This window comes from Streptomyces sp. NPDC002838 (genome assembly GCF_040295365.1).
Taxonomy (GTDB): Bacteria; Actinomycetota; Actinomycetes; order Streptomycetales; family Streptomycetaceae; genus Streptomyces.
Genome location: NZ_JBEOVF010000032.1, coordinates 74,005 through 86,900, shown reverse-complemented (window position 1 = coordinate 86,900; position 12,896 = coordinate 74,005). Strand labels below are relative to the sequence as shown.

Genomic DNA, 12,896 nt, shown 5'->3' with positions numbered 1-12,896 from the left:
ACCTGGCAGTGAAAGGAACGTCATGGCAGAAGAGACCCGCACCGCCCCCGACCGCGTGAGCCACGCCGCCCTGGACAAGGAGCGGCTGCGCGGCCTGCTCGCCGAGATCCTCGACGTGGATGTCTCCCAGATCTCCGACCAGGCGCACTTCGTCGACGACCTCGGGGTGGACTCGCTGATGGCCCTCGAGATCACCGTACGGCTCGAAGCGGAGTTCCCCGTCAAGCTGGCCGAGGAAGAGCTGACACAGCTCGCCACCCTCGACGACACCTACGAGCTGCTCCACGCCAAACTGCGGGCGGCCTCATGACCGCGCCGTCAGTCTCCCTGCTCGGAATGGATCCCCGGTCGGTCACCCGCGACGGAGCCACGGTGACCGCACACGCCACCGTCGATCCCGGACACGAGGTGTTCCCCGGGCACTATCCCGGCTTCCCCGTGCTGCCCGGCGTCTGCCTCATCGAGTACGCGGACCGCAGCATCCTCTTCGACCAACGGCGCCTCGGCCGCGACCTGGAGCTGGCCGCCGTGGAGCGCTGCCGCTTCCGGGACCCGGTGTTCCCCGGCGACGAGCTGACCCTGCGCGTCGACTACTCCGACGACGACGGCGGCGGCGAGCTGCGCAGCGACGTGATGGTCAGCACCGACCGCGGACGCGCCGCCGAACTGCGGCTCGTGCACCGCGTGGTGGGGACCGGGGCGACCGGATGAGCAGCTGGGCCGCCGACGCCGACGCCATTACCCGGATCATCCCGCACCGCTATCCCGTCCTGCTGGTCGATCGCGTCACGGAGGTCGACCCGGGGCGCACCCTGACCGCGCTCAAGGCGGTAACCGTGGGCGAACCCTGCTACCGCGGGGCCCCCGCCCACGGCGGCCCCGCCCGCTTCCACTACCCACGCCCGCTGCTCGTGGAGTCCTGGGCCCAGGCGGCGGTGCTGCTCGCCGTCTGGGACACACCCAACCCCGACGTGACCACAGGAAAGGTCGAACTCGCCGGCGCCATCGACCGGATCGCCTTCCATCGCCACGTGCTCCCCGGCGACCTGCTGGAGCACCGGGTGCGGGTGGTCCGGGCGGTCGGGGACACCACGATCCTGGCGGGCGAGACCCGGCGCGACGGCGACCTCGTAGCCGAGGTGGGCCACTTCATCGTCGCCCTGCGCCCGCTCGCCTCCGTGGCACCACCGCTCGCGTCCGGCCACACCGGCCACTGAGACACCGTCGCCCCCGCACGCCCCCGCAGCCCTCCGAGGAGATCCCGCCATGCCAGCACCGGACCGTCCCGTCGCCCTGGTCAGCGGCGGATCACGGGGCATAGGCCGCGCCGTCGTGGAACGGCTCGCCGAGACAGGCCACGACGTGGCGTTCTGCTACCGCGGCCGGAGCGACGCCGCGGAGGAGACCGCGGAGGCGGCCGGCAAGACCGGGGCCCGCGTTCTGCCCGTCCAGGCGGACGTCACCGACCCCGAAGCCGTCCGTGCCTTCGTCGCCGCCACCGAGAAGGAGCTCGGCCCGATCACCACCGTCGTCGGCTGTGCCGGCGTCATCCGCGACAAGCCCCTGCTGATGATGGGCGACGACGACTGGCGAGAGGTCGTCGACATCAACCTCAACGGAACCTACAACCTCTGCCGCGCCGTCGCCTTCCCGCTGATGAAGCGCCGGGCGGGCAACATCGTCACGCTGTCGTCCGTCAGCGGCCTCCACGGCAACGTGGGGCAGGCCAACTACGCCGCCACCAAGGCCGGGATCATCGGCTTCACCAAATCCCTCGCCAAGGAACTCGGGCGCCACGGCGTCCGCGCCAATGTGGTGGCTCCCGGCTTCATCTCCACCGACATGACCGCCCCGTTGCCCGAAAGCACCGCCGAGGGCATGCGCGCACGCATCGCGCTCGGCCGGTTCGGCGAACCTGAAGAGGTGGCCGACCTGGTGGCTTTCCTGGTGTCGGAGCGGGCCGCGTACATCACCGGTCAGGTGTTCGCCATCGACGGCGGCATCTCCCTGTGAGCCGGGCGGCGCGAGCCGCCCCCATTCCGGGCGCCGTGTCCCGGCCCCGGCACCGAAACCCGACCCCCACAGCCCCGGAAGGCGAGGGCGATGACCACGAGAAAGATCTTCTACTTCTCCCTGCGCAGCCCCTACTCCTGGCTGGCCCACCGAGAGCTGACGGCACGTCACCCCGAGGTCTTGGCCGCTCTGGAGTGGGTGCCCTACTGGGAGCCCGACGCGCGCAGCGAACGGCTCCTCGCCGAGACCAAGGACGCCTTCGTCTACACGGCCATGTCACGCCCCAAGCACTTCTACATCCTCGCCGACGTGCGCAGGCTGGCCACCGCCCACGGTCTGAAGGTCACCTGGCCGGTGGACCGGAACCCGGTCTGGGAGGTCCCCCACCTCGCCTACCTCGCCGCCCGGGAGTACGGCCGCGGCGCCGAGTTCGCCGACCGCGTGTACTCCGCCCGCTGGTTGGAGGGCAGGGACATCTGCGACCCCGCCACCATGGCCGCCATCGGTAAGGAGATGGGCCTCGACCCCGGCGAACTCGCGGGCGCCGCCGACGACCCCCGACTGCGCGAGGAGGGTGCCCGGGCACTGCGCCGCGCGGTCCAGGACGGCGTGTTCGGGGTGCCGTACTTCATCAACGGCCACGACAAGTACTGGGGTCTGGACCGCCTCGACGCCTTCCTCGGCACCCTCGACCACGGGACGGACGGCAACACGCCGCCCTCCGAGCAGTTTCCCGAGCCGGCGCTCGACGCACGCAGAGGAGGTGACCTCGGCCATGGCGGGGGGTGCGGCTGACACGACGGCGCGTACGCGCAGCGCCGGTTCCACGGTCGAGGCCGGGGGGTGGGCTTTCGGATGGCACCGGCGTGGTACCGGCGACCCGGTCGTCTTGCTGCACGGGCTGCTCACTGACAGCCGGGTGTGGGAGCCCGTCACAGCTGGGCTGACCGCCACCCGGACGACCGTCGCCGTCGACGCGCCCGGCCACGGCCTGGCGCCGCCGCGCACGTCTCCGTACACCCTGGAGGAGGAGGTCGACAGGCTCGCGGACGCCTACTGCGGCGTCATGGGGGAGCGTCCCGCCGTGTGGGTGGGCCACTCCATGGGCGGTATGAAGTGCTGGCGCATGGCCCTGCGGCACCCCGCGCTCGTTTCCGCCCTTGTCCTGGTGGACACTCGCCCCGACGAGGAACCGGAGAACACCAGGCGCCCCTTCGAGGCGATGGTGGAGGCTGTGCTCGCGGACGGAATGAGCCCCGACCTCGCGGCCATGGTTGCCCGCCTCAACTTCCGTCGCGACTTCCTGACCAGTGACACCGCGCGGTTCTGGACCGAGCACTTCACCACCCTCACCGGCGATCGCATCGAGCACGCCTGCCACTCCGTCTACCGGCGCGGCGACATCACCGACCGGCTGTCCGAGGTGAACGTCCCGGTGCTCGTGGTCCACGGCGCCGACGACGTCCCCATCCGGCTGCCCGTCGTGCGCGAGTACACCGCGCGCATGCCCAGCGCAAGGCTCGTGGTGCTGCCCGCCACCGGACACACCCCGCCGCTCGAACGACCCGCCGAACTCCTCGACGCCATCCGCGAGTTCCTCGGCGACCTGATCGTGTCCCCCCGTCCCCCGGCCGCCCAGGAGACCCCGTGACCACCCAGCGACCCGAGGCCCGTGAGACCGTCACCACACCCCGTCCGCGCGACGTCCAGTTGCCGGACGGCGCGGGCACTCTCTTCCTGATCACCCTCGACAACGGACTCCCGCCGCTCGGCCCTGCCATGCGGCCCACCACGTTCGGCCCCGAGGGTCTCGACCTGCTGGACGCCGTCCTCGACGAGGCGGCGGCCCGGGCCCGGACGGGAGATATCGCCGCGGTTGCAGTCACCGGCACCGCGTTCATGTTCAGCACCGGAGCGGATCTCGCACTCGCGGCCGGCGTCACCGACCGCGAGGAGGCGGTGCGTACCCTGCGCCGCGGCCACCAGGTCTTCCGCCGTCTCGGCGACCTGCCAGTGCCGAGCTTCGCGTTCCTCAACGGCGTCACGATTGGAGGCGGCCTCGAACTCGCCCTGCACTGCGGCTACCGCACGCTCTCGCGCGGCGCTCCCGCTGTCGCCCTCCCCGAGTGCTCGCTAGGCCTCGTACCGGCATGGGGCGGTGCCTGGCTGGCACCGCGGCTGCTCGGCCCCGACAAGGCCGTCACCCTGATGCTGGAGCATCCGCTGTCCGCCCGCCGCATGCTCTCCGCCACCGAGGCCCACACCCTCGGTCTGGCGGACGTCCTGCTGGAGCCGTCCAGGTTCCTCGACCGCTCGCTCGCCTGGGCCGCCGGCGTCCTGCGAGGCCAGCACACTGTGACCCGGCCCGCGCCGGAAGCCTTCGCCGACCAGTGGGACGACGCGCTGGCCCGCGCCGCCGGCCTGGTCGAGACGCACACGCACGGCGTCGTCCCCGCACCACGCCGCGCCCTGGAGCTGCTGGAACTCACCAGGACGGCCACACGCGACGAGGTGCTCACCGCCGCCGAAGAGGCCGCCGCCGACCTGTTCGTCACCCCCGAGTTCCGCTCCAGCCTCTACGCCTTCCAGCTCACCCAGAAGCACGCCGAAACGCACCCCGCACGCCCCGACCCCCGCCTGGCCCGGCCGGTGCGGAGCGTGGGACTGATCGGCGACGGGGAGCACGGCCTGCGGCTCGCAGCCCTGCTGCTGGAGAAGCTGCGCGTACCGGTCGCCGTGTGCGTCCCCGACCCGGTCGCCTGCGACGTCGCCACCGGCGAACTGCGCCGTCTCCTCGACGAGGCCGCGGCCTCCGGCCGCATCTCGGCGGCGGACGCCCAGCGGTGCGCCGAACGCATCAGTGGCGGCACCGCGGTGGACGTCGTCGCGGACACCGACGCAGTCGTCGCGGCTCTGCCCGGCGGACGGCCCGGTGAGGACGACGCGGTGCTGCGACAGGCCGAGGGCGTCGTGTCCGAGGACTGCGTTCTCCTCGCCGTCGGCAGCCGCACGGTCGCTGACCTGGCGGCCGGGCTCAAACACCCCAGCCGGGTGGTGGGCCTCAGTCTGATCACCGCCAGTTCCGTTCCTGGCGCCGTGGAGCTGACCCGTGCCGGGGCCACCGACGCCGCGTACGCCACGGCGGGCGCACTCGTCGCCCGGCTGGGCCTGCCCTGCCTGCCCGTCGGCGACCATCCCGGGTCCGTGGCGGACCGGCTCCGGACCACCTTTCTGGGCGCGCTGCTCGACCGCGCCCGTGAGGAGGACCTCGACACGGTCTGCGCACCGCTCGCCCTGCCGACGCCGCCGAGCGTGCTGTGCCGACGGCTGCGCCGGGCCGGCAGCCTGGCCCACGCGGCGCCGTCTCCTGCGGCCACCGCCCGCGACGCGCTCGACCACGCCCTGACAGCCCTCGCCCGCGACATCGGCGCACTCGTCGCCGAGGGCACGCTGACCGGCCCCGCCGACGCCGACCTGATGCTCCTGGCGAGCGGCGAGTGGCCCCTTCACCTGGGGGGCATCACCCCGTACCTCAACCGGTCCGGCATCGCCGTACGCAGCACCGGAGGCGACCTGGGGGAGCGGAGGTGAGCGGCCGTCCAGAGCTGGGGCGCGCCCCACGGGGATGAGGGGCGCCCTGCTGTGGCGCTACCGGGCTCTCGTCCTGCTCAACGGCTTCTGGCGGGCGCTGACCGCATACGGCAGCTTCTGGGTCGCCCCGGGCCATCCCGAGTACACCGCGCTCGTCCTGCGGTCCGGCGACCCGCCGCCGGGACACCCGGAGCGCCGGCGCGCGGGGATTCCACTGACCGCTGAGGAGCGCGCGCTCGAACGCCGCATGTACGCCGCCGGAGGCTTCCGGACCGACCACGGCTCGGCACGTGAGGACACCGGCAGCAAGCGGAAACGGTTTCCGCCTGGTGATGAGCTCCGACCGAGAGGAACTCCGTGACCAACACAGACCGGCTGACCCGCGACACGCACGCGACCCGGCTGGCACTCGCGGCCCGCGACGGTGACGCGGACGCGGCGGAGCGCTTCGTCCGCTCACTGCACCGCGATGTCTGGCGCTTCGTGGCCCACCTCAGCCGTGACCCACAGGCCGCCGACGACCTTACTCAGGAGACGTTCCTGCGCGCACTCAGCGCTCTTCGCCGCTTCCAGGGCCGCTCATCCGCGCGGACCTGGCTGATGACCATCGCACGGCGTGCCGTCGTCGACAGCAGCCGGTATGCGGCGGCCCGGCCGCGCCTGTACGCCGTTCCCGACTGGGAGTCGATGGCTGAACGCTCCCAGCCGCGCGGCCTGCCCGGCTTCGACGACGGCATCGCCCTGGGGCAGCTGCTCGACACCCTGCCTGAGGAACGCCGCGAGGCCTTCGTCCTCACCCAGTTGTTGGGCCTGCGCTATGCAGAGGCCGCGCAGGTCAGCGGGTGCCCTGTGGGAACCGTGCGGTCCCGGGTGGCGCGGGCCCGGGCAGCCCTCATCGAGGACCTGGGGGGTTGACCGCATGCATCATGCGGCACTGTCCGGGTTTCCCGGCTGGCTGCTCGCTGCACTGTGCGCGGCTGTCGGCGCCTACTGTCTGCTCCGCGTCCGCACCGGGCCCCGCGCGGAGCGAGCCGAGATGACGGGCGACGCTCTGATGGGTTTCGGCATGGCCGCAATGGCGCCGCCTTCGCTGATGGCCGTCCTGCCCAGCTGGAGCAGCACCGTGTTCGGAACAGTCTTCGCCGCCATCGGTCTGACCGCGTTGGCGTTCCCGCGTCCGTTGCGCCAACGTCTGCATCACGTCATCGGCGCGCTCGCGATGGTCTACATGGCGTTCACCATGCCCGTGGGCGGACACCATTCCGGCACAGAACCCGGGGCCCACATGGCCGGCATCGGCGTGCCAGTGCTCACTGGGATCCTGCTCGCCTACTTCGCGGTCTACGTCCTCTACGCCGGGGCCACTCTCGTGGCCCCAGGTCCTGCGGACATCTCCGGGCAGGTCCCACGTCTCGCCATGTTCTTGAGCCGCGCCTGCCGTGTCGCGATGGCGGTGGCCATGCTCACGATGCTCGCGGCGCTCTGACCGATGTGCTGCGCGCCTGCTCGTGCGCGAGGGCATCGGAATCGACTTCGGATGTCCTCGCGTTCGTCGAGGCATGCGAGTCTCTCCTGGCGCCTCGTTCCGAGGCCGGTGCTTTTGTTCTCACCAGCCCGGCCGTGCCCGCCTGCCGAACAGCAGGCCGCGCGGTTCCGGTGGCGGCGGAGTGCCGGGGCGCAGCGGCCAGGCGATCAGCATGCCCGCCAGGAAGCCGACGACATGCGCCAGGTATGCCACGGTCCCGGCCTCGGGGATGCCCTCGCCGGACGAGTACACCGCCTGGAGACCGAACCAGAAGCCCAGCACCAGCCAGGCCGGCAGCCGCAGCGGCAGGAAGATCAGGAACGGGACGAGGACCCACACCCGTGCCCTCGGGTACAGCACGAGGTACGCGCCGAGCACCCCCGCGATCGCCCCGGACGCGCCGATCAGCGGGTCGGCCGAGTCGGCGTTCGCGAGCGCGTAGCCGTACGCGGCCGCGTACCCGCACACCCCGTAGAACAGCGCGAAGCGGATGTGCCCCATCCGGTCCTCGATGTTGTTGCCGAAGATCAGCAGGAACAGCATGTTGCCCAACAGGTGCAACCAGCCGCCGTGCAGGAACATCGCCGTGAGGACGGCCAGTTCGGGGGACTTGTCGTAGCTCGGCGGCCCGATCACGCAGCCCGCCCCCTGCGGGCCCACCCCGACGTCGCCCGTCGGCACCAGGCGCGGCATCTGATGGTGGATCAACTCCCGTGGTACCGCCGCGTAGTGGTCCAGGAACGCCTGGAGGTTGCAGAGTTGGGCCAGGTGACTCTCCCCCGTCACGGAGCCGGCGAGGCCGGGCGTGGAGAGGAAGACGAAGACGTTCGCGGCGATCAGCGCGTACGTCACCCAGGGGGTACGGCGCGCCGGGTTCACGTCATGGACGGGGATGACCACAAGGAAGTAGTGCCCCCGATGCGGGCGGCGAACCGGTGAACGCCGCCGTCCGCGCGTGCGTATGTGTCCTCAACCGCCCGCGGCACGGGGAAGGCGGGTCGCGGGGACGACGTGAGGAACAGGCGATGAACGACCGAGTTACCCCTCCGATGGTGGCGACGCCCGACGGGGAAGCCGAGATCGCGCTGGTGCTGCGGCTGCCGTGGGAGGACGTGGCCAGGCTCGGCCAGGAGGCCGGGCGGCTGGCCACGCAGAAGCAGCGGCCCGTCACTCTCGACGAGGCGGTGAGCCATCGGCTCCGGTCGAGTCCGCAGGGGGCTGCGCATGCGAGGCCGGCGGGGGCGCAGCCGGCTGCCGCGATGCCTTCCAGCGCGTCGGTGTCGTCGTTGCCTGCTCGGCCGCCGGCCGAGCAGGCTCGACAGGCGATCGATCGGATCAATGGGACGGCGTAGGGGTTTGTGCGAGTAGCGCCGTGGGGGTGTGGGTGGTTCTCGGCTGCGGGTCGTGTGTGGCTGGTCGCGCCCCGCGGCGAAGCCGCACATCGACACAGCCCCGCGCCCCTGGGGACGCTGCCCTATAGGGCGTTTTCCTGAACTGCCTTTGCTGCTTTGCGGGCGGCGACCAGCACGGGGTCCCATACCGGTGAGAACGGCGGCGCGTACCCCAGGTCCAGGGACGTCATCTGTTCCACCGTCATGCCGGCCGTCAGGGCCACCGCGGCGATGTCGACCCGTTTGCCGGCGCCCTCCCTGCCGACGATCTGCACGCCGAGCAGCCGTCCCGTGCGGCGTTCGGCGAGCATCTTGACCGTCATGGGGGAGGCGCCGGGGTAGTAGCCGGCGCGGCTGGTCGACTCGATGGTCACCGTTTCGAACTGGAGGCCGACGCGGCGGGCGTCCTTCTCGCGCAGGCCCGTGCGGGCGATCTCCAGATCGCAGACCTTGCTCACCGCCGTGCCGACCACGCCCGGGAAGGCGGCGTAGCCGCCGCCGGCGTTGGTGCCGATGACCTGGCCGTGCTTGTTGGCGTGGGTGCCGAGGGCGATGTGCCGTTCCTGCCCGGAGACCAGGTCGAGGACCTCCACGCAGTCCCCGCCGGCCCAGATGTTCTCGTGCCCGCGCACCCGCATCGCCAGGTCCGTCAGCAGCCCGCGATGAGCCCCCAGGGGCAGGCCCGCCGCCTCGGCGAGCGCCGTGTCGGGGCGTACGCCGATGCCCAGCACGACCACGTCCGCCGGGTACTCGGCGTCCTGCGTGGCGACCGCCCGCACGCGGCCGTCCTGGCCCGTCAGCAGCTTGGTCACCTCGGCGTCGTTCACCATGGTGATGCCCAAGCCCTCCATGGCCTCGTGCACCAGGCGGCCCATGTCCGGGTCGAGCGTGGACATCGGTTCGCTGCCGCGGTTGACGACCGTCACCTCGTAGCCGCGGTTGATGAGCGCCTCGGCCATCTCGACGCCGATGTAGCCCGCGCCGACCACGACGGCGCGGCGGCCACGCGTGCGTGCCAGCGTGTCCAGGAGCGCCTGGCCGTCGTCGAGCGTCTGCACGCCGTGGACGCCGGGCGCGTCGACACCCGGCAGGTCGGGGCGGATCGGGCGGGCGCCGGTCGCGATCACGAGTTTGTCGTACGACTTCCAGGACTCGGCGCCGGAATCCACGTCACGCGCGCGTACCCGCCCGCCGGCCACGTCGATCTCCGTGACCTCCGTCCGCATGCGCAGATCGATGTTCCGCGCGCGGTGCTCCTCGGCCGTGCGGGCGATCAGCTGGTCGCGGTCGGAGACTTCGCCGCCCACCCAGTAAGGGATGCCGCAGGCCGAGAAGGAAGTGAAGTGGCCGCGCTCGAAGGCCACGATCTCCAACTCGTCCGGGCCTTTCAGACGGCGTGCCTGCGACGCCGCGGACATACCCGCGGCGTCGCCGCCGATCACGACCAGACGCTCTGCCCCACGGCTCGTTCCGCTCATGCTCACGCTCATGCGAACACGCTACGGGTGCCGGGCATTTCAGTCCTGCCCGGCCATTCCTGCCCAGGCTGGTTCAGTTCTCCTCCCCGCCCTCCTGCGGGCGCGTCGGTTCCGGTGCCTGCCGGGCCGTCGGCAGCGGGCCCAGCGCGGTCATCGCCGACGCGGTGGCCGGCCGGCGCGGCAGCCGGGGCCGTACGATCCGCAGCCACACCAGCACGATCAGCGCGGCGACCGCGGCGAACGGCAGCACTGCCGCCAGCGCCACGACGATCCAGCGCAGCATCGTCACGAAGGCGTTCCAACCGCCGGCCAGCGCGTCGACGATCCCCGGATCGTCGTCCTCGGTGGCCTCCTCGACCGGCGGCTCGAGCAGGGAGAGGGTGATGGTGGCCAGGGTCGTGCGGTCCTTCAGGGACGCCTGCCGGGCGAGCAGCGACTCCAGCTCGGCCTGGCGGCTGCTCAACTCGCCCTCCAGCGTCACCACGTCGCTCAGCCGGGTGGCCTGGTCCATCAGCTCGCGGATCCGCGTCACGCTCGCTCGCTGCGAGGTGATGCGGCTCTCCACGTCGACGACCTGGTCGGTGACGTCCTGCGCCTTTGCCGTGCGCTCGAGCAGCTTGCCCGTGCCTTCCAGATCGGCGAGGACCTCGTCGTACTTGTCGACGGGCACACGCAGCACCACCTCCGTCTCCTCGCCGCTCTCCTCGACCCGGGTGGTGGTCTCCTTGCCGACGTAGCCGCCCGCGGTCTCGGTGGTGGTGCGGGCCGCGTCGAGAGCCTTCGGTACGTCCTTGACCCGCACGGTCAGGGAGGCGGTGCGGATGATGTGGCTCGCGGTGAGTTTGGGCGGTGCGGTGGCCTTGGCGCCGCTCGCCCCGTTGCCGCTGTCGCTGTCCGCGGCGCCGCCCGGGGCGGCCTCCTTCGCGTCCGACTGGGCGAGGGCGCCCTCGTCGCCGGAGCCGCTGTCGGCGCCGCCGCTGCAGCCGGTGAGCGCGAGGGCCGCGGCCAGGAGGATCCCGGCCAGGGCCTGGACCGGTCGTACGGAAGGTCGTGCGCGCATGTGCGTACCCCCGAGGGTCGTCGTGACGACTGACGCTCCTTCGACGCCGGGGCGGGCCCGGACGTTGGCCTTCGACGGTCCCGATGCGGTCACGGTCAGGACTCGTGAAGGACACCGGGGGTGCCGCGGGAGTGTCAGTGGGGTCTGAGAAAGTGGGGACATGAGCGCAACGGGTGCGGGTCGGGTCGTCGTCATCGGAGCGGGCATCGCCGGACTGGCCGCCGCCCACCGGCTGTTGCGGCGCGGGGCGACAGTGACCGTGCTGGAGGCGTCGGACCGGGTCGGCGGCAAGCTGCTGCCCGGCGAGATCGCGGGCGCGCGCGTCGACTTCGGCGCCGAGTCGATGCTCGCCCGCCGCCCGGAGGCCGTCGCCCTTGCCCGCGAGGCCGGTCTGACCGACCGCCTCCAGCCGCCCGCCACCGCGAGCGCCTCCCTGTGGACGCGCGGCGCCCTGCGCCCGATGCCCAAGGGCCACGTCATGGGTGTCCCCGGCACCCCCTCCGCCCTCTCCGGTGTGCTGTCCGAGGACGGCCTCGCCCGCATCGAGCGCGACGCCGACCTGCCCCGCACGGAGGTCGGCGACGACGTGGCCGTCGGGGAGTACGTGGCGGCGCGGCTGGGCCGCGAGGTCGTCGACCGCCTCGTCGAGCCACTGCTGGGCGGGGTCTACGCGGGCGACGCTTACCGCATCTCGATGCGCTCGGCGGTCCCGCAGCTCTTCCAGGCGGCGCGGACGCACGACTCCCTGACGCAGGCGGTCCGCGAGATCCAGGCCAAGGCCGCTGCCAACCAGCAGACCGGGCCGGTGTTCATGGGCATCGAGGGCGGCGTGGGCACCCTCCCGCTCGCGGTCGCGGAGTCGGTGCGGGCACACGGCGGCGAGATCCTGACCGGGGTGCCGGTGACGGAACTGCGCAGGGTGGCGCCGACGGGGGCGGGAGACGCGGGCCGGCCGCGAGCCTTCGGCCGCGGCGGGGCGGGGGCCGACGAGAGCTGCGGGGCGCGGGCGGCAGCGGCCGGGGGCCGCGCGGCGCGGACGGAAGCCGAGGCGGCGGATCTCGCAGCTCGTACCCCAGCGGCTGGTCCTCACGCAGCCGAGTCCCCCGCCTCCGACGCCCCGCCGGCACACCGCTCCGCGGCGGCGCAGCCGCCCGCCACCTGGCGGGTCGTCGCCGGCGATCGTGTGCTGTACGCGGACGCGGTCGTCGTCGCCGTGCCCGCCCCGGTCGCGGCAGGACTCCTGCGCGCCGAGGCCCCTGAGGCCGCCGCCGAGCTCGCCGGCGTGGAGTACGCCTCCATGGCCCTGGTCACCCTCGCCTACCGCCGCGGCGAGATCTCCCTCCCCGAGGGCAGCGGCTTCCTCGTGCCGCCCGTCGACGGGCGCACCATCAAGGCGTCGACCTTCGCCTCCCAGAAGTGGGGCTGGATCGCCGACGAGAACCCGGACCTGATCGTCCTGCGCACCTCCGTCGGGCGGTACGGCGAGACGGAGATCCTCCGGCGCGACGACGCCGACCTGGTGGACGTCTCGCGGCACGACCTCGAGCAGGCCACCGGCCTGGACGCCACCCCCGTCGAAACCCGCGTCACCCGCTGGACCGACGGCCTGCCCCAGTACCCTGTCGGCCACCACGCGCGCGTGGCCCGCATCCGCGAGCACGTCGGCAAGCTGCCGGGCCTGGCGGTGTGCGGCGCGCAGTACGACGGCGTCGGCATCCCCGCCTGCATCGCGAGCGCGTACGCGGCCGTCGACCAGATCCAGGGTGACCTGCGAGCTGTGCAGGAGCTCACCGCCAACCCGGTGCAGAGTCTGCACGGCGGAGCGGGAGAATAAGGAC

Annotated in this window: 15 protein-coding genes; 12 read left to right on the top strand and 3 right to left on the bottom strand. The window is 72.5% G+C overall.

Annotated elements, in window-relative coordinates; all coding sequences use genetic code 11:
* The first annotated feature begins 22 nt into the window (after positions 1 to 22).
* From ABT063_RS33175 to ABT063_RS33130, 10 genes are all read left to right on the top strand, one after another.
* Positions 23 to 310, top strand: coding sequence for an acyl carrier protein (locus ABT063_RS33175; protein WP_351063526.1), 288 nt, complete (start codon positions 23 to 25; stop codon positions 308 to 310).
* Entirely contained in the window at positions 307 to 711 is a 405-nt protein-coding gene (locus tag ABT063_RS33170) for a 3-hydroxyacyl-ACP dehydratase FabZ family protein (protein WP_351063525.1), read from the top strand. Before ABT063_RS33175 ends, ABT063_RS33170 begins: the two co-directional genes overlap by 4 nt.
* Positions 708 to 1,217, top strand: a complete 510-nt coding sequence (locus ABT063_RS33165) for a 3-hydroxyacyl-ACP dehydratase FabZ family protein (protein ID WP_351063524.1) — start codon at positions 708 to 710, stop codon at positions 1,215 to 1,217. The genes ABT063_RS33170 and ABT063_RS33165 overlap by 4 nt, the downstream gene beginning before the upstream one ends.
* A 49-nt stretch (positions 1,218 to 1,266) precedes the next feature.
* Positions 1,267 to 2,013, top strand: coding sequence for a 3-oxoacyl-[acyl-carrier-protein] reductase (gene fabG / locus ABT063_RS33160; protein ID WP_351063522.1), 747 nt, complete (start codon positions 1,267 to 1,269; stop codon positions 2,011 to 2,013).
* A 90-nt stretch (positions 2,014 to 2,103) separates the two neighbouring features.
* Positions 2,104 to 2,808 carry a 2-hydroxychromene-2-carboxylate isomerase gene (locus ABT063_RS33155; protein ID WP_351063520.1) on the top strand — a complete coding sequence of 235 codons (705 nt, stop codon included), beginning with the start codon at positions 2,104 to 2,106 and terminating at the stop codon, positions 2,806 to 2,808.
* Positions 2,789 to 3,664 (top strand): alpha/beta fold hydrolase, encoded by an 876-nt coding sequence (locus ABT063_RS33150; protein ID WP_351063518.1) that lies wholly within the window; start codon positions 2,789 to 2,791, stop codon positions 3,662 to 3,664. Before ABT063_RS33155 ends, ABT063_RS33150 begins: the two co-directional genes overlap by 20 nt.
* Complete coding sequence (locus ABT063_RS33145) at positions 3,661 to 5,604, top strand: enoyl-CoA hydratase-related protein (RefSeq protein WP_351063517.1); 1,944 nt, start codon at positions 3,661 to 3,663, stop codon at positions 5,602 to 5,604. The genes ABT063_RS33150 and ABT063_RS33145 overlap by 4 nt, the downstream gene beginning before the upstream one ends.
* A 34-nt stretch (positions 5,605 to 5,638) precedes the next feature.
* Positions 5,639 to 5,965, top strand: coding sequence for a DUF6059 family protein (locus ABT063_RS33140; RefSeq protein WP_351063516.1), 327 nt, complete (start codon positions 5,639 to 5,641; stop codon positions 5,963 to 5,965).
* The gene (locus ABT063_RS33135; RefSeq protein WP_351063515.1) at positions 5,962 to 6,519 is read left to right on the top strand and encodes a sigma-70 family RNA polymerase sigma factor; all 558 of its coding nucleotides are present in this window, start codon (positions 5,962 to 5,964) and stop codon (positions 6,517 to 6,519) included. The genes ABT063_RS33140 and ABT063_RS33135 overlap by 4 nt, the downstream gene beginning before the upstream one ends.
* A gap of 4 nt (positions 6,520 to 6,523) precedes the next feature.
* Positions 6,524 to 7,090: a DUF5134 domain-containing protein gene (locus ABT063_RS33130; protein ID WP_351063513.1), complete on the top strand. Its 567-nt coding sequence runs from the start codon at positions 6,524 to 6,526 to the stop codon at positions 7,088 to 7,090.
* 120 nt (positions 7,091 to 7,210) lie between these two features.
* Here ABT063_RS33130 and ABT063_RS33125 read toward each other — a convergent pair whose 3' ends face one another.
* Positions 7,211 to 8,029 carry a rhomboid family intramembrane serine protease gene (locus ABT063_RS33125; RefSeq protein WP_351063511.1) on the bottom strand — a complete coding sequence of 273 codons (819 nt, stop codon included), beginning with the start codon at positions 8,027 to 8,029 and terminating at the stop codon, positions 7,211 to 7,213.
* 125 nt (positions 8,030 to 8,154) lie between these two features.
* Between ABT063_RS33125 and ABT063_RS33120 the strand changes: the two genes are divergently transcribed.
* Positions 8,155 to 8,481 carry a hypothetical protein gene (locus ABT063_RS33120; protein ID WP_351063510.1) on the top strand — a complete coding sequence of 109 codons (327 nt, stop codon included), beginning with the start codon at positions 8,155 to 8,157 and terminating at the stop codon, positions 8,479 to 8,481.
* A gap of 122 nt (positions 8,482 to 8,603) precedes the next feature.
* Here ABT063_RS33120 and ABT063_RS33115 read toward each other — a convergent pair whose 3' ends face one another.
* A complete protein-coding gene (locus ABT063_RS33115; protein ID WP_351063509.1) occupies positions 8,604 to 10,010 on the bottom strand; it encodes an FAD-dependent oxidoreductase in 1,407 nt (468 codons plus the stop codon).
* A gap of 61 nt (positions 10,011 to 10,071) precedes the next feature.
* Positions 10,072 to 11,058 carry a DUF4349 domain-containing protein gene (locus tag ABT063_RS33110; RefSeq protein ID WP_351063508.1) on the bottom strand — a complete coding sequence of 329 codons (987 nt, stop codon included), beginning with the start codon at positions 11,056 to 11,058 and terminating at the stop codon, positions 10,072 to 10,074.
* A gap of 160 nt (positions 11,059 to 11,218) precedes the next feature.
* Here ABT063_RS33110 and hemG point away from each other — a divergent pair, with 160 nt between their 5' ends.
* Positions 11,219 to 12,892 (top strand): protoporphyrinogen oxidase, encoded by a 1,674-nt coding sequence (hemG, locus tag ABT063_RS33105; RefSeq protein ID WP_351063506.1) that lies wholly within the window; start codon positions 11,219 to 11,221, stop codon positions 12,890 to 12,892.
* The last annotated feature ends 4 nt before the right edge of the window (positions 12,893 to 12,896 follow it).